Annotated in this window: 18 protein-coding genes; 5 read left to right on the top strand and 13 right to left on the bottom strand. The window is 68.0% G+C overall.

Annotation, left to right across the window (positions count from 1 at the left end):
- Nucleotides 1-250: 250 nt before the first annotated feature.
- The 3 genes from AC5P5R_RS20280 to gap form a co-directional block, all read right to left on the bottom strand.
- A complete protein-coding gene (locus AC5P5R_RS20280; RefSeq protein ID WP_100438380.1) occupies nt 251-1,627 on the bottom strand; it encodes a DUF3999 domain-containing protein in 1,377 nt (458 codons plus the stop codon).
- On the bottom strand, nt 1,624-4,287 hold the full coding sequence (locus tag AC5P5R_RS20275; protein WP_076739758.1) for a DUF2339 domain-containing protein: 2,664 nt from the start codon (nt 4,285-4,287) through the stop codon (nt 1,624-1,626). Before AC5P5R_RS20275 ends, AC5P5R_RS20280 begins: the two co-directional genes overlap by 4 nt.
- 125 nt (nt 4,288-4,412) lie before the next feature.
- A complete protein-coding gene (gene gap, locus AC5P5R_RS20270) occupies nt 4,413-5,417 on the bottom strand; it encodes a type I glyceraldehyde-3-phosphate dehydrogenase (protein ID WP_005414333.1) in 1,005 nt (334 codons plus the stop codon).
- 191 nt (nt 5,418-5,608) lie between these two features.
- Here gap and AC5P5R_RS20265 point away from each other — a divergent pair, with 191 nt between their 5' ends.
- The 3 genes from AC5P5R_RS20265 to AC5P5R_RS20255 all read left to right on the top strand — a co-directional run bounded on the left by AC5P5R_RS20265 (nt 5,609) and on the right by AC5P5R_RS20255 (nt 8,100).
- The gene (locus AC5P5R_RS20265) at nt 5,609-6,238 is read left to right on the top strand and encodes an OmpW/AlkL family protein (RefSeq protein ID WP_005410839.1); all 630 of its coding nucleotides are present in this window, start codon (nt 5,609-5,611) and stop codon (nt 6,236-6,238) included.
- 231 nt (nt 6,239-6,469) lie between these two features.
- Nucleotides 6,470-7,288, top strand: coding sequence for a S1/P1 nuclease (locus AC5P5R_RS20260; protein WP_005410840.1), 819 nt, complete (start codon nt 6,470-6,472; stop codon nt 7,286-7,288).
- 11 nt (nt 7,289-7,299) lie between these two features.
- Nucleotides 7,300-8,100 carry an MBL fold metallo-hydrolase gene (locus AC5P5R_RS20255; protein WP_076739759.1) on the top strand — a complete coding sequence of 267 codons (801 nt, stop codon included), beginning with the start codon at nt 7,300-7,302 and terminating at the stop codon, nt 8,098-8,100.
- Between the two features lie 55 nt (nt 8,101-8,155).
- Here AC5P5R_RS20255 and AC5P5R_RS20250 read toward each other — a convergent pair whose 3' ends face one another.
- Genes AC5P5R_RS20250 through AC5P5R_RS20240 form a run of 3 tightly spaced genes read right to left on the bottom strand, consistent with a single transcriptional unit; the run spans nt 8,156 to nt 10,270 of the window.
- Nucleotides 8,156-8,719 (bottom strand): hypothetical protein, encoded by a 564-nt coding sequence (locus AC5P5R_RS20250; RefSeq protein ID WP_076739760.1) that lies wholly within the window; start codon nt 8,717-8,719, stop codon nt 8,156-8,158.
- A complete protein-coding gene (locus AC5P5R_RS20245) occupies nt 8,716-9,912 on the bottom strand; it encodes a M56 family metallopeptidase (RefSeq protein WP_060381110.1) in 1,197 nt (398 codons plus the stop codon). Before AC5P5R_RS20245 ends, AC5P5R_RS20250 begins: the two co-directional genes overlap by 4 nt.
- A complete protein-coding gene (locus AC5P5R_RS20240) occupies nt 9,905-10,270 on the bottom strand; it encodes a BlaI/MecI/CopY family transcriptional regulator (RefSeq protein WP_049450457.1) in 366 nt (121 codons plus the stop codon). Before AC5P5R_RS20240 ends, AC5P5R_RS20245 begins: the two co-directional genes overlap by 8 nt.
- 118 nt (nt 10,271-10,388) lie before the next feature.
- Here AC5P5R_RS20240 and AC5P5R_RS20235 point away from each other — a divergent pair, with 118 nt between their 5' ends.
- Both AC5P5R_RS20235 and AC5P5R_RS20230 read left to right on the top strand, forming a co-directional pair.
- Nucleotides 10,389-10,946, top strand: a complete 558-nt coding sequence (locus AC5P5R_RS20235) for a flavin reductase family protein (protein ID WP_060381111.1) — start codon at nt 10,389-10,391, stop codon at nt 10,944-10,946.
- A gap of 34 nt (nt 10,947-10,980) precedes the next feature.
- Nucleotides 10,981-12,933 carry an acetyl-CoA hydrolase/transferase C-terminal domain-containing protein gene (locus AC5P5R_RS20230; protein ID WP_099524249.1) on the top strand — a complete coding sequence of 651 codons (1,953 nt, stop codon included), beginning with the start codon at nt 10,981-10,983 and terminating at the stop codon, nt 12,931-12,933.
- A gap of 125 nt (nt 12,934-13,058) precedes the next feature.
- Here the strand turns inward: AC5P5R_RS20230 and tkt are convergent, their stop codons facing one another.
- The 7 genes from tkt to AC5P5R_RS20195 form a co-directional block, all read right to left on the bottom strand.
- Nucleotides 13,059-15,056 carry a transketolase gene (gene tkt / locus AC5P5R_RS20225; protein WP_005414341.1) on the bottom strand — a complete coding sequence of 666 codons (1,998 nt, stop codon included), beginning with the start codon at nt 15,054-15,056 and terminating at the stop codon, nt 13,059-13,061.
- Between the two features lie 215 nt (nt 15,057-15,271).
- Nucleotides 15,272-16,591, bottom strand: a complete 1,320-nt coding sequence (locus AC5P5R_RS20220) for a dicarboxylate/amino acid:cation symporter (RefSeq protein WP_099524247.1) — start codon at nt 16,589-16,591, stop codon at nt 15,272-15,274.
- Between the two features lie 57 nt (nt 16,592-16,648).
- Entirely contained in the window at nt 16,649-18,364 is a 1,716-nt protein-coding gene (locus tag AC5P5R_RS20215) for a BatD family protein (RefSeq protein WP_100438382.1), read from the bottom strand.
- Nucleotides 18,361-20,205 carry a VWA domain-containing protein gene (locus AC5P5R_RS20210; protein ID WP_100438383.1) on the bottom strand — a complete coding sequence of 615 codons (1,845 nt, stop codon included), beginning with the start codon at nt 20,203-20,205 and terminating at the stop codon, nt 18,361-18,363. The genes AC5P5R_RS20215 and AC5P5R_RS20210 overlap by 4 nt, the downstream gene beginning before the upstream one ends.
- Complete coding sequence (locus tag AC5P5R_RS20205) at nt 20,202-21,206, bottom strand: vWA domain-containing protein (protein WP_005410851.1); 1,005 nt, start codon at nt 21,204-21,206, stop codon at nt 20,202-20,204. Before AC5P5R_RS20205 ends, AC5P5R_RS20210 begins: the two co-directional genes overlap by 4 nt.
- The gene (locus AC5P5R_RS20200; RefSeq protein WP_076739771.1) at nt 21,203-21,652 is read right to left on the bottom strand and encodes a DUF4381 family protein; all 450 of its coding nucleotides are present in this window, start codon (nt 21,650-21,652) and stop codon (nt 21,203-21,205) included. The genes AC5P5R_RS20205 and AC5P5R_RS20200 overlap by 4 nt, the downstream gene beginning before the upstream one ends.
- Nucleotides 21,649-22,578 (bottom strand): DUF58 domain-containing protein, encoded by a 930-nt coding sequence (locus AC5P5R_RS20195; protein ID WP_099524241.1) that lies wholly within the window; start codon nt 22,576-22,578, stop codon nt 21,649-21,651. Before AC5P5R_RS20195 ends, AC5P5R_RS20200 begins: the two co-directional genes overlap by 4 nt.
- Between the last annotated feature and the right edge of the window lie 7 nt (nt 22,579-22,585).

Raw genomic sequence — 22,585 nt, 5'->3', positions numbered from 1 at the left:
TTGGTGCTTGAACTCATCGGTGTAGCTACGGCGGGTGATACGGGACATAAGGGACCTCCAAGTGCGATCAAAGTATCGCTTCTTGGCGTCCGCTGACGGGGGGCCAGATCAGTCAGCCGCATGGATGCGGCTGCCAAGCCTACAAGGACGTACTTGCGGCGTCCCCCGCGAACCCGCCCCGCCCGGCCAAGCGCTGCTTTTGCTTTGCACGCCCCCCCCACCCACGAGGGGCTGCGCCGTTCGCCGCAACCTACGCCGAAGGCGCCGGCTTCTGCCGAAGCAGGCTGACCGCCAGGCCGCCAACAACCAACACACCCAGCCCCAGCAACGCCCACAGCAACCACGCCTTCCAATCGTGCTGCGGCTTCAGCGCCGCGTCACCGGCCAGCGGCTCCGGGCTGCCCTCCAGGCGCGCCAGCGTCGGCTGCCACGACGGATCATTGCGCTGCCGCAGTTCCTCGATCAACACACCAATCGGCGCTTCCATGCGGCGCGCGGTCGCGCTGCCCACTGCCAATGCATACGGCGCTGCCCCCTGGCTCAGGAATACCAGTACTTCCGGCTGGTAGCCCAAGCGCAAGGTCGGCGCGGTCGCAGTTTCCGCCGGATTCGCCACCAGCCTCCAGTAGCGATCACGATGCACGCCCCCCAGCGGCTGGGCCGCTGATTGCTGGCGCTGGCCCTGCGCGCCCTGCTGCAGTTGGTACGCAATCCATGGCGCACTGCGGCGCTGCCATTCCGCACTCTCGTCATCGCGGCTGAACAACGTCCACTGCACCAGGCTGTTGTCGGTGCTGGCCACATCCGCGCGCGCTACCGGGAAACGGCCGTCGAGTTCGAAGGTGTATTCACCCTTGCCCTTCGAGGTCGGTTCCAGCGACAGCCACTCCCACGGCAGCGTGGCCGGCGCCGGCGGCAGCTCGGCCAGCACGCTGCGCAGCGTCGGCAGGCGCGCATCGCCCTGCGCCAGCACGCGCAGATAGCGCGCCTCGCCGTCCACCTGCAGGCGGCGCTGCAGCAGGCGCTTGCCAGCACGCTGCAGGTCGACCAGCGGGATGTCACGCCCGATCGGACGCCAGTGCTGCAGGTCGTCGCTGGCATCCAGCTGCACCTGCGACTGCAACGGCTGTCCGCTGTCAGCCCAGTCCAGCACCAGTGCCGCCAACGGTTGCTGGCCGAGCACGCTGGCATCGATCAGCCAACCACCCTGCCCGTTCGCTGCCGCACCGCCGCTCACGCGTGCTTCGACGCGACGGACACGGCCATCGGTATCGCGCTCGGTCAGCAACTGCAGATCGTTGCGCTGTGCTTCGGCCAGCGGCGGCAGCGCGAACCACGGCAGCTCACGCTGCACCGGCGGCTGTGCCAGCGGCTGGTCGGGCGCCAGCAGCGCCGATGGCAACGATTGGCCGGCGGCGTTGAACACCTGCAGGTCACCCAGGTCTGCGGCACCTGCACGGCGATAGATCGTCGGTTCCAGAACCACCCTGTACGCACCGGACTGTGCGCTGGACAGCGTCAACGGCCACTGCTCGGCGTACTGCGTGCGGTAGTCGGCGGCCTGCACCGCGACGGCGGCCAGCATGCCGAACATCGCCGGCAGCAGCGCCCTGCTCCACTTCCTCATTGTTTTTCCTCCACGGACGGCGCCGCGCTGGGCGGTGCCGGTGCCAGATAACCCACGACCGTGCACAGCAGGCCGTAGGCGATGAACGATGCGATGCCCAGCAGGTTGCCCAGATGCTGGCGATCGACGATGACCAGCTTGGCCAGCACCACGCCCATCAGCACGGCACCGACCATCCACAACACGCGCTGGCCACGGCGCGATCCCCACACCCAGGCAATCACGCCGAGCACGCTCCACAGCACGGTCAGGCTGGTCTGCGCCAGGCTGGAACGCATCATCGACGCACTCCACGACAGGCCGCCCCACTGATGCACGCCATGCAGCACCACGCTGGTCAGCGCGACGAACGTTGCCAGTGACAGCAGCGGCATGCGGATTCCCGACAGGGTCTTCGGCGCCTGATCGCTGTACAGCCAGCGTGCAAGCAGCAACAGGCTCAGCCACTGTCCGAGCTCGGCCGGATTCAATACCGGCAGCCAGAGCAGCGGCGCAGCATCGCCCGGCAGCAGCTGTCCGAACAGCCAGCCGATCGACAACAGGCCGAACAGCACGCACTGCAGCGGCTGGCGCACGCGATCGAACGCTGCACCCAGCGGCCAGCGCAGCGCATTCCAGCGCCACAGCGACAGCGCCGCCATCAGCAGCCACGGCACCGTCACCAGCAACGTGGTCCAGCCCTGTGCCAGCCCGGCCTCGCCACCGCCCCACAGGGCCAGCAGCGAAAGCAGAGACGGCCACAACAGCCACCACAGGAACTGCGCGATGCGCGCCACGCTGTCGCCCCCCTGGCGCAGGCAGAGCAGCGTGCGCACGCCCATCACCGCGAACACCGCCCAGGCCAGCGCACCGTAGCCGGCGAACGGCTGATGGTGCGCGTCGCTCTGCATCAGCGCCAGCGGGAAGCCCAACGCCAGCATGGCCAGCGCGGTCACGCCCAGTGCGCGTGCCGGCTGACGGCGCTGCATTTCGGCGGCCAGCCAGGCAGTGACGGCGGCCAGCACCAGCAACGCGTCCACTTCGGTGCGGTACGGGAAGAAGCGGGTGATCTCATGCACCATGCCGCCCAGCCACCACAGCAGGCCCCACAGGTAGTAGACCAGGGCGATCTCGTGGCGCGACCTGCGCTGGTAGCTCCAGGCCGACGCGAAGCCGGCCAGGGCCAGCAGCAGCGCCCCGATGGCAGTCGGATTGATCAGGAAGCGCAGGTCCTCATGCCAGTGATCGCCACCGGCCACGAAGGCGAACGCAGCGCCCATCTGCAGCAGCGCGCCGGACACCTGCGGCAGCCAGCGCTTCTGGCGCAGGCCCAACCAGGCCAGTCCGGCGCCTTCCAGCGCGAAGACCGCGCCGGTGGCCCGCGCCGACAAGGCCAGCGGCACCGCCAGCGTGGCAAAGCCCACCGCCAGCACCGCGTGCGACTGCGCCAGCACGGTGTACGACGCGCGCCTGATCAACGCCCACGCCAGCGCCGCGTAGATCGCGGCCAGGCCCAGTGCGCACAGCGCCAGCGTCATCGGCTGCTGGTACAGCATCCCCGCCTGCAACGAGAACGCGACCAACGGCGTACCGAACACCAGGCTGCCATCGACCAGGTCACGCTGCCCGGCGGGCTGCCGGCGTGCGTAGAGCAATGGGATCAGCAGGTAGAAGGCGAAGAACAGCAGCAGGAACGGCTCGGTGCTGCTGAACTTGTCAGGCGCGTACTGCAGCACGCCCCAGAACGTGCCGATACCGAAGGTGAAGGCGAAGCCCAGCAGGTTCAGCGCGCGCCACGGTCGGAACCAGGCAATGGCGAAGATACCGGCGTTGAGCACGGCGTAGTAGCTGAACAACCCCACGTGGTTGCCGCTGCCGGTGGACAGCCACAGCGGTGCCATGAAGCCGGCGAGGATGCCCAGCACCGCCAGCGTGCGCGAGTTCTGCACGACCGCCAGCACGCACAGCGCGGCCACCAGTGCAATGGAGCTGACGAAGGCGAAGCCCGGCGGAATCAGCTCGAAACGCTTGAAGGCCGCGAAGATGGTCAGCAGCAGCACGCCGATGGCACCGCCCTGCAAGGCCAGCGCAAACAGGCGCCGGCGCTCGCGCTGGTGCCAGCCGAACGCCAGCAGGCCCAGTGCACCGACGGTGACACCGGCCAGGCGCAGCTCGATCGGCAGCACCAGCCAGCCCTGGTCGCTGACGTACTTCAGCAGCGCAGCGACACCGGCCAGCAGCACCAGCATGCCGATCTTCACCGGCACGTTGCCCTCGGTGAACCAGCGCTTGACCGCGCCAATGCCGCGCTCGATGAAGTTCGGCAGCGCCGGTCCGGAAGGCAACGATGGCTGCATCGGCGCGGGTGGCACCGGCGGTGGTGCGATCGGGCGCGGCGCCTCCGTTGCCGCAGGCACCGCTTCGCGCACCGGCGTTGGCTGAGGCGGAGGCGGAGGCGGTGCAGCAGCCGCCACCGGCCGCAGGAACGGTGGATCGGCACTGGCCACAGGGGGGGCCGCAGGCCGTTCAGGCGCGTGCATGGTGGCGACCGGCGCGGCAGCCATGGCGCTTTCCAGCGCGGCGACGCGGCGGCGCAGGCCGGCAATCATCACCAGCGCCACCACCAGCAGCAGCGGGATGGCCAGCAGGACCAGTACGACCAGGGCAATCAGTGCTTCCATTGCGTGCTTCCATAGCGTTCCCGCGCCCCAGCGGCAGCGGTCGACCGGCCCATGCTACGACAGGGCCGGCCCCATAAACGACGAACCCCGGCCAGGCCGGGGTCCGTGTGCGATCTTCGCCGGCCTTACTTGGCGGCGATGACCTTGGCCATTTCCAGGCACTTGTTCGAGTAGCCCCACTCGTTGTCGTACCAGGTGACCAGCTTGACGAAGGTGCCGTCCAGGGCGATGCCAGCGTCGGCGTCGAACACCGAAGTGCAGGTTTCGCCGCGGAAATCGGTGGCCACCACCTTGTCTTCGGTGTAGCCCAGGATGCCCTTCAGCGGGCCTTCGCTCTGTGCCTTCACTTCCGCGCAGATCTCGGCGTAGGTGGCTTCCTTTTCCAGTTCGACGGTCAGGTCGACCACCGACACGTCCGAGGTCGGGACGCGGAAGCTCATGCCGGTCAGCTTCTTGTTCAGTTCCGGGATGACCACGCCGACGGCCTTGGCCGCACCGGTGGACGACGGGATGATGTTCTCCAGGATGCCACGGCCACCGCGCCAGTCCTTGTTGGACGGGCCATCGACGGTCTTCTGGGTGGCGGTTGCCGCATGCACGGTGGTCATCAGGCCGCGCTTGATGCCCCACTTGTCATTGATGACCTTGGCCAGCGGGGCCAGGCAGTTGGTGGTGCACGAGGCGTTGGAAATGATCGCCTGGCCGGCGTAGGTCTTGTCGTTCACGCCGTAGACGAACATCGGCGTGTCGTCCTTCGACGGCGCCGACATGATGACCTTCTTGGCGCCGGCATCGATGTGCTTCTGCGCGGTTTCCTTGGTCAGGAACAGGCCGGTGGCTTCCAGCACCACGTCGGCACCGACTTCATCCCACTTCAGGTTGGCCGGGTCGCGTTCCTGGGTCAGGCGGATCTTCTTGCCGTTGACCAGCAGGTCGTTGCCCTGCACCGCCACGTCGGCCTTGAAGCGGCCGTGCACGGAGTCGTACTTGAGCATGTACGCCAGGTAGTCCGGCTCCAGCAGATCGTTGATGGCCACGATTTCGATGTCGTCGCCGAAGTTCAGCACCGCCGAGCGCAGGACGTTACGCCCGATGCGACCGAAACCGTTGATACCAACCTTGATTGCCATTTCTCAAGCTCCTGCGGCCGCTACGGGTGCGGCGGGATGGATAGGGCCCACAAGTCTAGCAAACCGGGGCTGGCCACCGTGGGCCAGCGCCCGGGCCAGAGGGCCGGCGGACAGGATTTGATCCGGATCAAAGCGTTAGCACGGCGTGAGGCCGAGACTGTCGCCATCCACCCAGCAACGAGATCACCCCCATGCGCAAGACCTCCCCCCTGATCCTGGCCGGCCTGGCTGCCGCCCTGTCCCTCGCCGCCGCCCCGGCCATGGCCCAGTCAAAGGGCGACTGGACCGTCTCGGCCGGCGTCCACCAGGTGGCGCCGAAGTCGAACAACGGCTGGCTGGCCGGCCACACGCTGAAGGTCGACGTCGACAACGACGTCAAGCCGACCATCACCGGCGAGTACTTCATTGCCGACAACCTGGGCATCGAAGTGCTGGCCGCGCTGCCGTTCAAGCACGACATCAACATCAATGGCCTCGGCCGCGTCGGCAGCACCAAGCAGTTGCCGCCGGTGGTGACCCTGCAGTACCACTTCAACAGCAAGGGCAAGGTCTCGCCGTTCGTCGGCGCGGGCGTGAACTACACGACCTTCTTCAGCGAAGACACCACCGGTGCGCTGGCCGGCAGCAAGCTGAAGCTGCAGGATTCGTGGGGCCTGGCCGCGCATGCGGGCATCGACTTCGCGATCGGCGAGAAGGGCGCCCTGCGTGTGGACATGCGCTGGATCGACATCGACAGCAAGGTGAAGTTGAACGGCGAGAAGATCGGCACGGTCAACATCGATCCGCTGGTCTACGGCGCTTCGTACGTCTTCAAGTTCTAAGCGGTGTATTGGGCGCGGGGGCTTCGCTCCCGCTCCCCCGCCATACGCAAGACCCTCGCAGCATGTTGCCCCGGTGATTGCCGGGGCTTTTTTGTGCCTGGGACTGAAGCGGTTCCGGAGCCGGGGCGAGGCGGGGAGCAGAGCCGGGACACGCCGCCCCTCCCGCTGCGCTCCCGCTTCGGAACAGGAACGCGCCGCTCTTCAATCCACCTACCCCGCTAGAATGTGCACATGAAAGCCCTGCATTCCCTGTTCCTCGCCGCCGCCCTGGCGCCGGCCCTGCTGTCCGCTTCCGCCCCCGCCCATGCCTGGGGCGCACAAGGCCACCGCCTTGTCGCCGAAGTCGCCGACGCCCGTCTCAACCCCACTGCCCGCGCCGAAGTGGACCGCCTGCTGGCCACCGAACCGGACGCCACGCTGGCCAGCATCGCCCCCTGGGCCGACCAGTTGCGCGCCAAGGATCCGGGCCTGGGCCGTCGCTCGGCCGGCTGGCACTACGTCAACATCGCCGAAGACAATTGCCATTACGAAGCACCGAAGCACTGCAGGAACGGCAACTGCATCGTCGAAGCCCTGAAGGCGCAGAGCACCATCCTCGGCGACCGCAGCCTGACCGATGGCGAGCGCCTGCAGGCGCTGAAGTTCGTCGTGCACCTGGTCGGCGACATCCATCAGCCGATGCACGCCGGTTACGCGCACGACAAGGGCGGCAACGATTTCCAGCTGCAGTTCGGCAACCGCGGTACCAACCTGCACTCGCTGTGGGACAGCGGCATGCTCAACACCCGCAAGCTGGACGACGCGGGCTACCTGCCGCTGCTGCAGAGCCAGCGCGCGCCGAAGCTGGCGCGCCAGTCCAACCCGCAGCGCGACCCGCAGACGTGGGCCGAGGCCAGCTGCCGCATTTCCATGCAAGCTGGCGTTTATCCGGCCACGCGTAAAATCGGTGACGAATACACCGAGCGCTACCGGCCGCTGGCCGAAGCGCAGCTGCGGCTGGCCGGTGAAAACCTGGCGCAGTTGCTGAACCGCGTGCTCGGCGCGCGCTGAGGAGGGTTCCAATGTCGGTCCAGGTGCAGTCGTTCTTCCACCGTGACAGCAATACCTTCAGCTACCTGGTCAGCGACCCGGCCAGTAGCGAGGCAGCGCTGATCGACCCGGTCCTGGACTACGACCCGGATACCGACGCCAGCAGTGAAGCGCCGCTGCATGCCGCGTTGCAGGCCATCGAGCAACACGGCCTGCAGCTGCGCTGGCTGCTGGAAACCCATGCCCACGCTGACCATGTGTCGGCCGGGCGCCGCCTGAAGCAGCGCTTCCCGCAGGCCACGCTGGCCATCGGCGAAGGCATCCGCGCGGTACAGGCAACGTTTGCACCACGCTATGGCCTGCAGCTTCCTGCCGCAGATGAAATCTTCGATCACCTGTTCAGCGACGGCGAAACCTTCGCTCTGGGCGAACTGCGCTGCCAGGTGATCGCCGTGCCCGGCCATACCAGCGACAGCATCGCCTACCTGATCGACGATGCGCTGTTCACCGGCGACTCGCTGTTCATGCCCGATGGCGGCACCGCCCGCTGTGACTTCCCCGGTGGTGATGCCGCGCAGCTGTACCGCTCGATCCAGCGCCTGCTGGCCCTGCCCGATGCAACGCGCGTGTTCGTCTGCCACGACTACGGCCCGGGTGGACGCAGTTTCGCCAACGAAACCACCATCGGCGAACAGCGCGCGCACAACATCCACGTGCATGACGGCGTGGCCGAGGCGGAGTTCGTCAGCGTGCGACAGGCCCGCGATGCCACGCTGGAAGAACCGAAACTGATGCAGCCCGCAGTGAAGGCCAACATCCAGGGCGGGGCCTGATCGACGCCGCTGTATTGGCCGGGCATGGCCCGGCGCCACCCGGCATCACGCGCGATCATTTTCCCTGCGTGCGGACCGTCTGCCGGCCCTTCACGACCTCGAAGGTGAAGGCGTACTGCAGGGTGACGGCCACCGGTTCGACCCGCTCGGCACTGCGGCAGTCGCCGCGATCAGCCGGCACTTTGCCTGCCGCGAAGTCGCAGACTGCGGCGGACGAGTACTTCCACATGGCAACCGCCTCCTGCGCTGCCTGCAGCAAGGGCGCATTCTCCGGTGCCTCACCCGCACTGCATTCGCTGCGGTCGGTCAGCGGGATGCTGCGCTCAACGCTACCCTGCGCATCCACCACCACCTGCAGGCAGACCGTAGTCGGCGGCAGCGAGGTGCGTGGATCACGCTCGCCCACTACCGGGTCCGGTGCCGTATGCAGTTGTGGCATGCGGTAGCCTTCGCTGGCGGCCAGCGCGTAGGGCTGGATCTGGCCGGTCCCTCCCCCCGCATCGGGTCGCAGGCGCTGGTGACCCACATTCTCGCTGCGGGTATCGGCGGTGGTCAGGCGATCCTGGGTTGCACATCCCGCCAGCAGCACCGCCATCATCAGCAGCGGCGCTCGCTTCACTTCGTGTCCTCGGTGTCATCCATGGCGTAGGTAATCGGGACGCGCACGGCACCGGCCACCGGCTTGCCGTTCTTCACTGCGGGCCGATAGGTCCAGCTGCGCGCCGCAGCAATCGAGACAGCATCGAACACCCCCGGATTGGTGGCGCTGAGCACCTGGACGTCGGTGGGATGGCCTTGGGCATCCACTTCCACGCGCAGGTTCACCACGCCCACCTGGCGCTGCTCGACCGCAGATTTCGGATAGGACGGCGGCGGCATCTTGTCGACCTGGATCTCCCGATCCATGACGGCCCCTGCCGCGCCTCCCGCGCCTCCGCCCTGGCTGGCCCACGCCACCGCTCCCATCCCCAGGCACACCCCGACCACCAGTACCTGTCCCGACACCCACGGCAATGCCTTCCGCTTGGACTGCTTCAACATGGCGATGCGCTCCTTCAACACGGGTTGGCTGCGCCAATGGCAGACCGCGGGCGCAACCGGGTGGACCAGCTGCGCCTTCAGCAGCGTGCTGGCGTAGAGGCCGCGCAGCGCAGGCTGCGGGCCGATGGTGCGGGCATCGCAGGCCAGTTCCTGGTCGCGCAGGAAGCGGCGTGCGGCCCAGGGCAGCAGCGGGTGGAACCAGAACACCGCGCGCACCAGCAACAGCGCGCCGTTGGCCCAGTGGTCGCCATTGCGACGGTGGCTGCGCTCGTGCTGCACGATCAGGTGCTGTTCCTGTGCACTGAAGTGCTGGTCGAAGTCAGGGCCGACCACGATGCGCGGCCGCCACAGGCCAACCAGCGCTGGCAGGCCCGGGTCGGCGCTGGCCTGCCAGCTGCCATCGGTGCGCGGCGTCAGTGGACCCATGCGCCGTTCGAAACGGCGCTGCGCACGCAGGTCGCGCAGCAGGCAGAGGCCCATGCCCAGCGCCCATGCCAGCAGCAGGGGTGCCCATGGCAGCGACTGCCCGCTCAGTCCATCCACGGCACCCGGCAGCACTTTCAGCGGCAGCGTGGGTACCTGCTGCAACAACGCAACCTGCGGCAACGGCAGCATCAGTGCCAGCAGCAGCATCGGCAGCAGCCACCAGCTGCGGTATGCCAGACCAGCGCCCCCCAATCGCACCAGCAGCGGCCGCATCACCGCCAGCAGGACCGCGCCCACCGCCAACCACAGGCTGGCCTGCCACACTCCGTTGAGCAGCTCAGTCATGGTCCAGCTCCTGGATCAGTTTCTTCAGTTCGGTGATGTCCTGCGCGCTCAACTGGCCGCGCTCGCTGAAGTGCGCGACCAGCGGCGCCACGCGCCCTTCAAAGACACGACCGATGAAATCCTGGCTCTGTGCCGCCACCCACGCCTGGCGCTGCAGCAGCGGCCGGTACAGGTAGCGCCGGCCATCACGCTCGGCAGCAATCGCGCCCTTGGTCAGCAGACGATTGAGCAGGGTCTTGATGGTCGGTTCGGCCCAGTCGCGGTGGGCCAGTGCGGCGACCACTTCATCGGCGCTACGCGGTGCCTGCTGCCACAGCACCTCCATCACAACGGCTTCGGCTTCGCTGATCGGAGTCATGGTTTACGTCCGTAATCGATAAACCGATTACGCGCGTAATCGAATCGCCTGTCAAGCCCCTCGACTCCAGGTTCATCCTGGCTGCGCCAGCATCGATGCCTCCCGCCCCAGGCCCCGGATGAAGCCGCTGCCCAAGAAGGATTTCCCGGTCGAGCAGGCCCGCCGCTTCCTCGAACCTGGCCCGATCGTGCTGGTCAGTACCGCCTGGCGTGGCCAGCGCAACCTGATGACGATGGGCTGGCACATGGTGATGGGCTTCTCGCCGTCATTGGTCGCCACCTACCTGTGGGACGCGAACCACAGCCACGCGCTGGCCCGTGGCAGCGGCGAATGCGTGATCAACGTGCCCGGCGTGGAGCTGCTCGACACCGTGGTGGACATCGGCAACTGCAGCGGCCGCGAGGTCGACAAGTTCGCCCGTTTCGAGCTCGATGCGCTGCCCGCGCGCGAGGTCGGCGCGCCGCTGGTCGGCCAATGTCATTCGAGCTTCGAATGCCGACTCTACGACGACAGCCAGGTGCAATCGAGCAACCTGTTCATCTGGGAAATCGTTCGCGCCCACGTCGCGCCCCGGCCGAAACTGCCGCGCACGGTGCATTACCGCGGCGATGGCCAGTTCATGGTGTCCGGCGCCGAAGTCTCGCGTCGACGGCGGTTCAAGCCCGACATGCTGTAATGCCAGCACTCCCCCACACGCAGGACCGCCGCGCATGACCGAACACCTCACCGACCTGGACGCCGCCGTCGACTGGTTGTTTGCGCGCGTGGACGGGCCGCTGCGGATCGGGGCACCGCTGGCACTGGGCAAGCCGCATCGGCTGCTCAATGCCCTTTATGCACGCGTCGAGCACGATCCGTCGCGACCGCTGCAGCTGTATACCGCGCTGTCGCTGAACCCGCCGAAGGCGCGCGGCAACGGCCTGGAAGCGCGCTTCATGGCGCCGTTCGCGCAGCGCCATTTCGGCGACGATTTCCCGCGCCTGGCCTATGCCGATGCGATCGCGCGCGATGCGCTGCCGGCACATGTGCAGGTGGAAGAGTTCTACATGCAGTCCGGCGCCCTGCTCGGTTCGCGCCAGGCGCAATCCAGCTATACCAGCCTGAACTACACCCACGCCGCCGATGCGGTCGCGCAGCGCGCGCCGCAGGTGATCGTGCAGAAGGTGGCGATGCGACCGAACGATCGCCGGCTTTCGCTGTCGTGCAACAACGACATCACCCAGGACACGCTGGATGCGATGACCGCGCGCGGGCTGCCGCGCCCGTTGCTGATCGCCGAGATCGATCCGCAGCTGCCTTACATGGGCGGCTCGGCCACGGTCGATGTGTCGTTCTTCGATCTGGTGATCACCCCGCCGCCGCCGCACCCGGCGCTGTTCGGGCTGCCGCGGCAGCCGGTGGGCGATGCCGACTACGCCATCGGCCTGTACGCCAGCACGCTGGTGCGCGACGGCGGCACCCTGCAGATCGGCATCGGCACGCTGGCCGACGCGCTCAGCCATGCGCTGGTGCTGCGCCACACCGACAACGCGCGCTACCGCCGCGTGCTGCATGCGCTGGATCCACAGCTGGCCAGCCACCCGCTGGTGCAGGAGATCGGCGGACTGGATCCGTTCGAGGTGGGCCTGTACGGCTGCAGCGAGATGCTCAACGAAGGCTTCCGCCGGCTGGTGCAGACCGGGGTGATCAAGCGCAAGGTGCACGACGACCTGGCGCTGATGCAGCGCATCGAGAACGGCAGCACGCTGTCCATCGACCACGCCACCCTGGCCGCCGAGGGCGAGTACCTGCACGGCGCGTTCTACCTGGGCTCGCCGGAGTTCTACGAGTGGCTGCGCACGCTGCCGGAAGACGAATGCCGTGCGATCGGCATGCGCCGCATCAGCGAAATCAACCAGCTGTATGGCGGCAACGAGACGCTGGAGCGCCTGCAACGCCGCCATGCGCGCTTCTTCAACTCCTGCATGATGGCCACTGCACTGGGCGCGGCCGTGTCGGATGCGCTGGACGACGGACGTGTGGTGTCCGGCGTGGGTGGCCAGTACAACTTCGTGGCGATGGCACATGCCCTGCCGGAAGCGCGCAGCGTCTTGATGTTCCGCGCGGCGCGCGATGACAAGGGCCAGCGCGAATCCAACGTGCGCTGGAACTACGGGCACACCACCATCCCGCGCCACCTGCGCGACATCTACCTCAACGAATACGGCATCGCCGATCTGCGCGGCCTGACCGACGAGGACTGCGTGCATGCGATGACCGCGATCACCGAGGCCCCGTTCCAGGGTGGCCTGCTGCAGCAGGCACAGGCCTCGCGCAAGCTGTTGGCGGCGTCCCAGCCCGACCCGGAGCGCCAGCAGCGCAACACGCCACAGGCGCTGGCGGCGGCACTGGCCCCATTCCGCACCGACGGCAGCCTGCCGGACTATCCGCTGGGCAGCGACTTCAACGAGATCGAGCAGGTACTGGTGAAGGCGCTGGGTTGGCTGAAGGCCAACACGCAGACCCGCGGCGACAAGCTGCGCACGGTCTGGGCAGCTCTGCGGCAACCGGCCGGCGACGGCGATGCGGTGTACCTGCAGCGCATGGGTCTACAGGCCCCGAAGGATTTCGCCGAACGTCTGGACGCGCGCCTCCTGCGGCTGGCACTGGCGCGCACCGCCTGAGAAAAGGGGACGGAGGGGATTAAGTCGCATGTGCACAAACGACTTAATCCCCTCCGTCCCCTTTTTCCTGCGGCAAAGAAAAGGCCGGCGTGCGCCGGCCTTTTCTCATTACGTCGCGAAGCTGCTTACAGCGACTTGGCCGCTTCCACCACGTGGGCGGTGGTGATGCCGAAGTGCTTGTACAGCTGGTCGGCCGGGGCCGAGGCACCGAAGGTGTCGATACCGATCACGGCACCGTCCAGGCCGACGAACTGGCGCCAGAAACCGGTGACGCCGGCTTCCACCGCCACGCGCTTGCGCACGGCGTTCGGCAGCACCGATTCACGGTAGGCCGCATCCTGGCGCAGGAACACGTCGGTGGACGGCATCGAGACCACGCGGGTCTTGAGGCCGGCCGCGTCCAGCTGGGCCTTGGCTTCGGTGGCCAGCGAGACTTCCGAACCGGTGGCGATCAGGATCACGTCCGGGGTACCGTCGGCATCGGCCAGCACGTAGCCACCGCGCTCGATCTGGGCGATCTGCTCGGCGTTGCGCGGCTGGTGCGGCAGGTTCTGGCGGCTGAACACCAGGCAGCTCGGGCCGTCCTGGCGGGTGATCGCGGCCTTCCAGCTCACCGCCGACTCGACCGCATCGCACGGACGCCACACGTCGTTGTTCGGGATGTAGCGAAGCGAGGCCAGGTGCTCCACCGGCTGGTGGGTCGGACCGTCTTCGCCCAGGCCGATCGAGTCGTGGGTGTAGACGTGGATGGCGTGGGCCGGGATCAGCGCGCTCATGCGCACGCCGTTGCGGGCGTAGTCGCTGAACACCAGGAAGGTGGCGTCGAACGGAATGAAGCCACCGTGCAGGGCCAGGCCGTTGGCAATGGCGGTCATGCCGAACTCGCGCACGCCGTAGTACACGTAGTTGGCGTTGGCGTCGTCGCTGGCAACCGATTTGCTGCCCTTCCACAGGGTCAGGTTGGAGTGCGCCAGGTCAGCCGAGCCGCCGACGATTTCCGGCAGCAGCGGTGCATAGGCTTCGATGGCCAGCTGCGACGCCTTGCGCGAGGCAATCGTCGGGCCTTCGGCGGCCACCTGGGCGATGTAGGCATCGGCCTTGGCAACGAAGTCGGCCGGCAGTTCGCCATGCGAGCGGCGGGTCAGTTCGGCTGCTTCAGCCGGGTACTGGCTGGCGTACTTGTCGAACAGCTGTTCCCATTCGGCCTGGCGCAGCGTGCCGGCGCCGTTGGCGCGCCAGCCGTCGTAGATCGCCTGCGGGATCTCGAACGGGCCGTATTCCCAGCCCAGCTGCTTGCGGGTGGCTTCCAGTTCGTCCTTGCCCAGCGGTGCGCCGTGGCTGGATTCCTTGCCCGCCTTGTTCGGCGAACCAAAGCCAATGGTGGTGCGGCAGCAGATCAGGGTCGGCTTGTCGCTCTGCGACAGCGCGGCCTCGATGCCGGCCTTGATGCTCTCCGGGTCATGGCCATCGACATCGCGCACCACGTTCCAGCCATAGGCCTCGAAACGCTCCGGGGTGTTGTCGGTGAACCAGCCCTCGACGTTGCCGTCGATGGAGATGTGGTTGTTGTCCCAGAAGCAGACCAGCTTGTGCAGGCCCCAGGTACCGGCCAGCGAAGCGGCTTCATGCGACACGCCTTCCATCAGGCAGCCATCGCCCATGAACACCCAGGTGCGGTGGTCGACCACTTCCAGCTCCGGGCGGTTGAAGCGCTGTGCCAGCAGCTTCTCGGCCAGGGCGAAGCCCACGGCATTGGCGAAACCCTGGCCCAGCGGGCCGGTTGTGGTTTCCACGCCCGGGGTCTCGTGGCGCTCCGGGTGACCGGCGGTGTGGCTGCCCAGTTGGCGGAACAGCTTCAGCTGCTCGATCGGCAGGTCGTAACCGCTCAGGTGCAGCAGCGCGTACTGCAGCATCGAACCGTGGCCGTTGGACAGCACGAAACGGTCGCGGTTGAACCAGTGCGGGTTGCTCGGGTTATGGCGGAGATAGTCGTTCCAGAGGACTTCGGCGATGTCGGCCATGCCCATGGGCATGCCGGGGTGGCCGGACTTTGCGGTTTCAACCGCATCGGCGGCAAGGAAGCGGATGGCGTTGGCCAACTGGCGACGGGTAGGCTGCGTCATGGTTCTGTCGGAATCGGGAGGCGGCCGCGGACGTGCGGGCGGCCTATTGTCCCATAGTCGCCGGGCGGGGGGTCGGTTCACCTTGCCCGGTCGTGCCGGCCGCTGGCCGGCAACGTCGTCATCTCCCCCGGATTCCGCATGTGAAGCGGGGTCGGAGCCCATTCCTTGCGGAAAGGAATCCGACCCCGATCAGGTCGCCAGCAGTGGCGTTGGACTCAGTCCTGCTGCGGGCCCAGCGCCGGGCCGTCGTGCGATTCGCCCTTGGCCACCAGGGTGGTCAGGGCCAGGTCGCCGGTCACGTTCAGCGCGGTACGGCACATGTCCAGGAAGTGGTTCACGCCCAGGATCAGGCCAATGCCCAGCGGGTTCACGCCCACCATCGCACAGATCATCGCCACCACCGGCAGCGAGCCCGACGGCACGCCGGCGGTGCCGATGCCACCGAGGATGCAGACCGCCATCACCATGACCTGCTGGCCGATGCTCAGGTCCACGCCGAAGAACTGGGCCAGGAAGATCACCGTCACGCCCTCGAACAGCGCGGTGCCGTTCTGGTTGGCGGTGGCGCCCACGGTCAGCACGAAGCGCGACACGCGCTGCGGCAGGCCCATCTGGTCGGCCACGCGCAGCGCGGTCGGCAGGGTGGCGTTGCTGGAGGCGGTGGAGAACGCCATCACCGTCGCTTCCTGGGTATCGCGGAAGAACGACAGCGGCGAACGGCCGGACAGCCACACGGCGGTACCGTAGGTCACGATCATGTGCAGGCCGAGTGCCAGCACCACCACGCCCACGTAGGCACCGAGGCGGATGATCAGCTCGAAGCCGAACAGCGCGGCCAGGTTGAACATGAAGCAGGCCACCGCATATGGGGCCAGGCGGATGACCAGGTTGATCAGGGTCATCGAGATTTCGAACACGCCTTCAATGGCGCGGCGCAGCGGCGCGACCTTCTCATCGTCGGTCAGCACCATGCCGATGCCGAACATCAGCGCGAAGAACATCAGCGACAGGATCGCGCCGTTGTCGGACGCGGCCTGCAGCACGTTGCTCGGCACGATCGACAGCAGCATGTCCATGCCCTTCGGCGTGCCATGGATGCCGGCAACGATTTCCTTGCTGCGCTCGGCGTTCTCCGAGAGCATCATCGCGGCGACCTGCGGATCGACGCCGGCACCCGGCTTGAGCAGGTTGACCAGCACCAGGCCGATGCCCACGGCAATGCCGGACAGCAGCACGGTATACGCCAGGGTCTTCCAGCCGATGCGGCCAAGGGCGCGGATGTCGCCCATCTCCGACACGCCCATGATCAGCGCCGAGAAGATCAGCGGCACGATCAGCATGAAGATCAGGTTGAGGAACAGGCCCGACGCCGGGGTGGTGATGTAGTCCATTACCCACTTGGCACCGGCCTGCAGACCATCGACGCTGCCGCCCAGGGCGTGCACGATCAGTCCCAGGATCAGGCCGATCGCAAAGCCGATGCCCATCTTCCAATGCAGGGGCAACTTCTTCTTGTCGGCAGCAGCTGCTGTCATGCGCGGGTTTCCTCGAAAAATGAATGCACTCTAACAAAGCGCGCAAGCGGCGCCGGTTCAGGTTCGCCGCGTTGGATACAGCGGCGCCAGGCCAGTGTCAGCGGCGCCGGTAGCCGCCGACCAGTGCGGTCCGTCACGGAAGACCTCGCGCAGACGCGCGCGCAGCGATGCCAGGTCGCCCTGCCCGCCCCAGCGTGCCTGCTGCAGGTCCTGCAGCACCTGGCGCTGGCCAGGGTCATCCAACCGCGCGATGACCTGCTCGATGCGCTCAACCCCGGCCATCGCGCACAGCTGCGCTTCCACCTGATCGAAGCCTTCGCCATCCAGCGTGCGGCGCAGTTCGGTCAGGCCGGCACGTCCGCGCGCCACAGTCGGCACAGAGGGCTTGCCGGCTGCAGGCGTCGCCGCACGCGGTCGGCGGCCTCGCTGCCAGCCCCACAACAGGGTCAGCAGCCACAGCAGCGCCAGTCCGATGGCCGCGCCCATCCACGGCCACGGGCGTTCGGCCAGGCCGCTGGCGCGCGGATCGGTCGCGGCGATGCGGCTGTCCTGGCCATCGCCACCCGGCAGCGCAGCATCGGTGTCGATCGGCGGCAGCGGCGCAGGTGAAGCACTGCCACCGCCACTGCCGGCTGCGACAGCCAGTGTCAGGTCCGGCAGCTTCGCTTCCTGCGCCTTGCCTGCGCGCACATCCCACCACGGCAGGCGCGGCCCCGGCACCACCAGCGAGCCTGGCTGGCGCGGCACGATCGAGTAGCGGCGGGTGATCTTCAGCCGCGGCGTGCTGCCATTGAACGATTCTTCGTACTGCGCAGGTTCGGCGAATACCTGCGCATGGGTGCCCAGATCCGGCACCGGCAGGTCGGTGAACTGTGCGCGGGTTGCCCCTTCGGCAATCGCCTCGACCACCACAGTGGCGGCCTCACCGGTACGGGCGCTGGTCGGCGCACTGGTGTAGCGCAGCTGGAGGCTCTGCAGCGGAAGCCATGGCTGCGGCGCCTGTGCCGGTTGCGCCTGCACCTGCAGCGTGCGATCGGCGCCGGTGGCATTCATGCGGCCGTCGCCGCCGCCGAAGAAGTCGTCGAAGAAGCCACCGGCACTGCGCCCACTGAAGCGCGCACCGGCCAGCCGAAGTGCACCGCTGCGCTCGGGGATCAGCAGGAAGCGGCGCTCGACCACGTTGTAGCGGCGGCCGTTGACCTGCCGCACATCGGTGCGGTCATCGCCCACCCGCTGCAACGACGCACCTGCCGGGGTATCCAGCACCAGTTCGCCAGAGGCCAGCTGAGAAGCGAAGAACAGCCTCACCACCACGCCTACGCTCTGCTGCACGTACGGCGTTTCGTCATCGACAACGGTTTCGATGAATGCCACCGCATTGCTGTCGGGGCCGGCCACGGCAGCGGCATCCACCTGCAGGGTCAGCGGCGCGGTACGGACGCTGCCCACCTGCAGGCCCGGCACCACCAGTGCACCACTACGCCGTGGCGTCAGCGCCACGCCATACAGGTTGCGCTGCTGCATGCTGCCGTTGCTCCACTCCACCTGGCGGCTGCTGGTCTGCCCGCTGAGGTCGAAGTCGGTACGCAACGGTGTGAAGTCAGGGGCGCCCTGGTCGCTCTCGACATTGAGCGTGACCGTGTCGCCCATCGCGATGCGGTCGCGGTCCAGCCACGCGCGCGGCTGCGCCCAGGCCAGCAGCGGCAGCCACAGCAGCAGCGCCGCCAGTACCTGTCGGGGCCAATGCCCGTGCATGTTGATCGCCCGCGTCATCGCCCTTCCCTCTTCCTGCGTTCATTTTCCAGCTGGAACTTGGCCCGCAGCAATGCGCCCGGATCATCCGGCACGCGCCGCATCCACGCCTCCACCGCCTGTTGCTCCTCGCGTTGGCGCGGAGTAGCGCCGTCACTGCCTGGCACGGGTTTGCCATCCTGTTCGCCCTTGCCCTCACGTGCCTGCTGCATCGCCTGCTGCATGCGCTGGCGCTGCTGCTCATCAGCCTGGGCCTGCGCCTTGGCATCCTCCACCTGTGGTGGCGCCTGCTGTCCATCGCGGCCACGCTCACCGGGCTGAGGCGCCGACTGCGCGTCGTCGTCACCCGCCTGGGGCTGCCCCTGCTGGCCCTGCTGAGATGGTGGCTGACCCTGTCCTGGATCCTTCTGGCCCTGCTGCGGCTGCTGGCCCTGCGGGTTCCGCTGGCCCTGTGAATTGTTCTGCTGCTTCTGCTGCCCGTTCTGCTGCGGTTTCTGCTGGTCCTGGCCCCGCCCCCCCGACTGCTTGCGCCTGCGTGCGGCATCAACCACGGCACGGTTGGCGACCGCATCGGCCATGCCGGGATGCAGCGCCAGCGCGCGGTCGTAGGCGGCGATGGCTTCGTCGTAGCTGCCCTGGCGCGCCAGCGTGTTGGCCAGGTTGTACCAGCCCGCATCACTGTCGATGCCCTCGAACTGCTTGCGCGCAGTGGCGAAGTCGCCCGCACGATAGGCCTGCACGCCGTCAGCCAGGCGCTGGTGCTGCAACTGGTCGGCCCGCTTCCACAGCGTGCCCTGCGATGGCGGCGAAGCGGGCGCTGGAGCTGCCTGCGCCTGCACATCCCCCATCCAAGGCAGCAGGCCCACCGCCAGCACTGCGGCCAGCAGCGCGCGGCGGAGGAAGGCGAGCAGCGCCAGCAGCATCACCGGTGGCAGCAGCCAGAATCCTTCATCGCGCCATTGCCTGCCCTCGCCGGGCCGCTGCGCCGCAGTACCTTCGCGTGCATCAAGCACACCCAGTGCGCGCAGGTCACTGCCATCGGCGGTGATGCGCGCATAGCGACCGCCACCTGCCGTGGCCACCGCACGCAGGCGACCTTCGTCCAGCGCAGCCTGGCGGATCTGTCCGCTGTCGTCACGATACGCCGCACCCGCCGGTGTACCGAGCCCCAGCACCGACACCTGCAGGCCGAGCCCACGTGCCTGCGCGGCCGCCAATGCAGCTTCATCATCGGCTTGATCGGTGACCAGCAGGATCTGTCCCTGCGCTGCAGCGATCTGCCGCATCAGCCGCGTGGCCCAGTCGATGCCACGGTCGGCACGCTGGCCATCACGCGGCATCACATCCGGCGACAAGGCATCCAGATACAGCGCGACGTTGCTGCCGTCATCGGTCAGCGGCGCGACGGTGTAGGCATCTTCGGCGTACACCACCAGCCCCACCTGCCCACCCTTGCGTGCGCGCAGGAGCTCGCCGACCTTGGCCCTTGCCTGCAGCAGGCGCGACGGTGGCAGGTCGGTGGCAGTGATGCGGCTGGACAGATCCAGCACGATCAGCAGCGGTGCGCTGGGCTGGAACATCGGCTGTGCCTGCTGCCGCCAGCTCGGCCCCGCCATCGCCAGTGCTGCCAGCGTCCAACCCAGCAGCACTGCCAATGGCAGCCGCACGCGACGGCGAGCACCGGCCGCCAGCAGATGCGGCAACAGGTGCGCATCCACCGCCTGCCGCCACGCATCGCTGCGCCGCTGCCGGTACAGCGCCACGGCGAGAATCACCGGCAAGGCCAGCAAGGCCCACAGCCATTCCGGGCGCAGGAAGTGCAGTGCATTCCAGTCGGGAAGATGGGATGCCAACGCGATCATCGACGGCGCTCCGGCCACACCCATGCCAATGCCCCCAGCAGCAAGGCCAGGCCCAATGGCCACGCATAGCGCTCCTCGCGCGGGCGCAGGCTCGGCCCCTTCGCAGCGATCGGCTCCAGACGATCCAGTTCGGCGTAGATGCCGGCCAGCTGCGCGGTATCGCGTGCGCGGAAGAACTGGCCACCGGTCAGGCTGGCAATCTTCTTCAACGTGGCCTCGTCGACCGGGTCCTGGTCAGCGGAAATCGGAATACCGAGGAAGCGCATGCTGCCATCACCACCGAACGCGACGGTGTGGATGCGCACCCCTTCAGCCTGCGCGACTTCGGCCGCACGCAGCGGTTCCAGCACGCCGGCATTGCTGACGCCGTCGGTCAGCAGGATCAGTACACGTTGCCCTTCCGGCTGGCTGCGCAGGCGCTTCACCGCCAGGCCGATGGCATCACCGATGGCCGTCTCGCGCCCGGCCAGGCCGACCACGCTGTCGCGCAGCTGGTCGCGCACGCTGGCCAGGTCCGCAGTGAGTGGCGTGAGCGTATAAGCACGGTCCCCGAAGATCAGCAGGCCGATGCGATCGCCGGCACGACGATCCAGGAAATCGGCCAGCACGGCCTTGGCTGCGGTGAGGCGATCCACCGCCTGCCCCCCCAGCACCATGTCGCCCTCGCCCATGCTGCCGGACACGTCCATCGCCAGCATCATCTGCCGGCCCTGCTGCGGTGGCGTGATCGCTTCGCCCAGCTGTTGCGGGCGAGCCAGTGCGACGCACAGCGCGCACCAGCCCAGCCACAACAGCAGCGTACGCAGCCACGAAACATCAACGCGGCCGCCACCGGCCAGCGCTTCCAGTTCCGTCGCCGCATAGGGCACGCGCAGCGCAGCGCCGGGATCGGCACGACGCTTCCACCAGCGCATCAGCAGTGGCAGCGGCAACGCCAGCAGGGCCAGCGGCCACGCCAGCTGCAGGTCCGGCCATGGCCAGTAACTTGCCAGCAGGTTCATCGGCGGCGCTCCAGCAGCATCGCCAGGTAGCGCTCGCGCGCCCAGCTACGCACGGCCGCCACTTCGCTGGCGTCCACGCGGGGACGATAGGCACCTTCGGCCAGGAGGTTGCGGCGCGCATCCGGCAACGTGCCCTTCGGATCCACGCGCTGCCACCAGGCATCGTCACGCAGGGATTCACTGCCGGGCTGTGCCTGTCGCGCGGCGCGACGCAGCAGGCCGGCGATCGCCGCCAGTTCCGCGGTGGCATCGGCGGTGGTGGCCAGCTCCTGGTCGAACGCCTGCAACCAGCGTTGGCGACGACGGCGGCGCTGCCACCACAGCAGGGCCAGCGCCAGGATCACCAGCAACACCGCGCCACCGACCATCAGATAGCCGGGGGCCGGCGGCCACCACGACGGTGCCGGCGGCAACTGCACATCGCGCAGCGGAAGGTTGGCGCTCATGCCGGCACCTCGGTTACCGGTGGTGCCAACCAGGCGTCGCTGGGCGCATCGGTGGACAACACCTGCACGTCAACGCGGCGTGCGCCGAGCTGGCGGCGCAGCGCCTGCAGTGGTTCGACGAAGTGCGCCTGCCAGTGCGCCTGCACCTCGCTGCGACGCAGGTCGAGGCCAATGCGCTGCTGCGCGGTCTGGAACTGCAGGGCCGCCGAGGGCGGTTGCAGCTCGAGGGGATCGACCAGCAGCACCAGGCTGAGGTCATGGTGCTGGGCCAGCGCGCTCCAGCGCACGACGGGAATCCGCGCGGCCTGCTGCGGATCGGCCAGCACCAGCATGCGCGCCCCGGGGCGCAGCACGCGGGCGGCATGGTCCAGCGCGCGTTCCAGGCCGAGATCGTCGGCGGGCGGCTGTGCGTACCAGCGGGTGAGTGCGTCGAGCACGCGCAGTACACCACGCGGCCCACCCGCAGGTGTAATCGGCGCTTCGCGGTCACTGCCGCGCAGGGCACCCACGCGGTCACCGCGACGCTGCGCCGACCACGCGGCGACGGCGCCCGCGCGGGCCGCCTGCACCGACTTGAATCGCACGCGGGTGCCGAAATACAGCGCCGGCGACGTATCGGCCACGATCAGGCTGACCCGCTCGCGCTCGGCCTGGAACAGCTTGGTATGGGCACGGCCGGTCCGCGCGGTCACGCGCCAGTCGATATGCCGTGCATCATCACCGGCCACGTACTCGCGTGACTCGGCGTACTCCATGCCACGCCCACGCAGCGGCGACGGCGCCTGCCCGGCGTTGCCGGCACGGCCACGGCGTGGCGGCGGCGGCCGCTGTGCCAGCCGGCGCAGGGCCACCAGTTCGGGCAGGTGCGGGCGCAGTCCGTCGCCATCACTGACGGTGGATGCGGCTTCCAGGGATGGATCGGTCATGCGCGGG

Source organism: Stenotrophomonas sp. YJH_SMC_19 (assembly GCF_059367915.1).
This window is presented reverse-complemented; position numbering and strand designations above follow the sequence as displayed.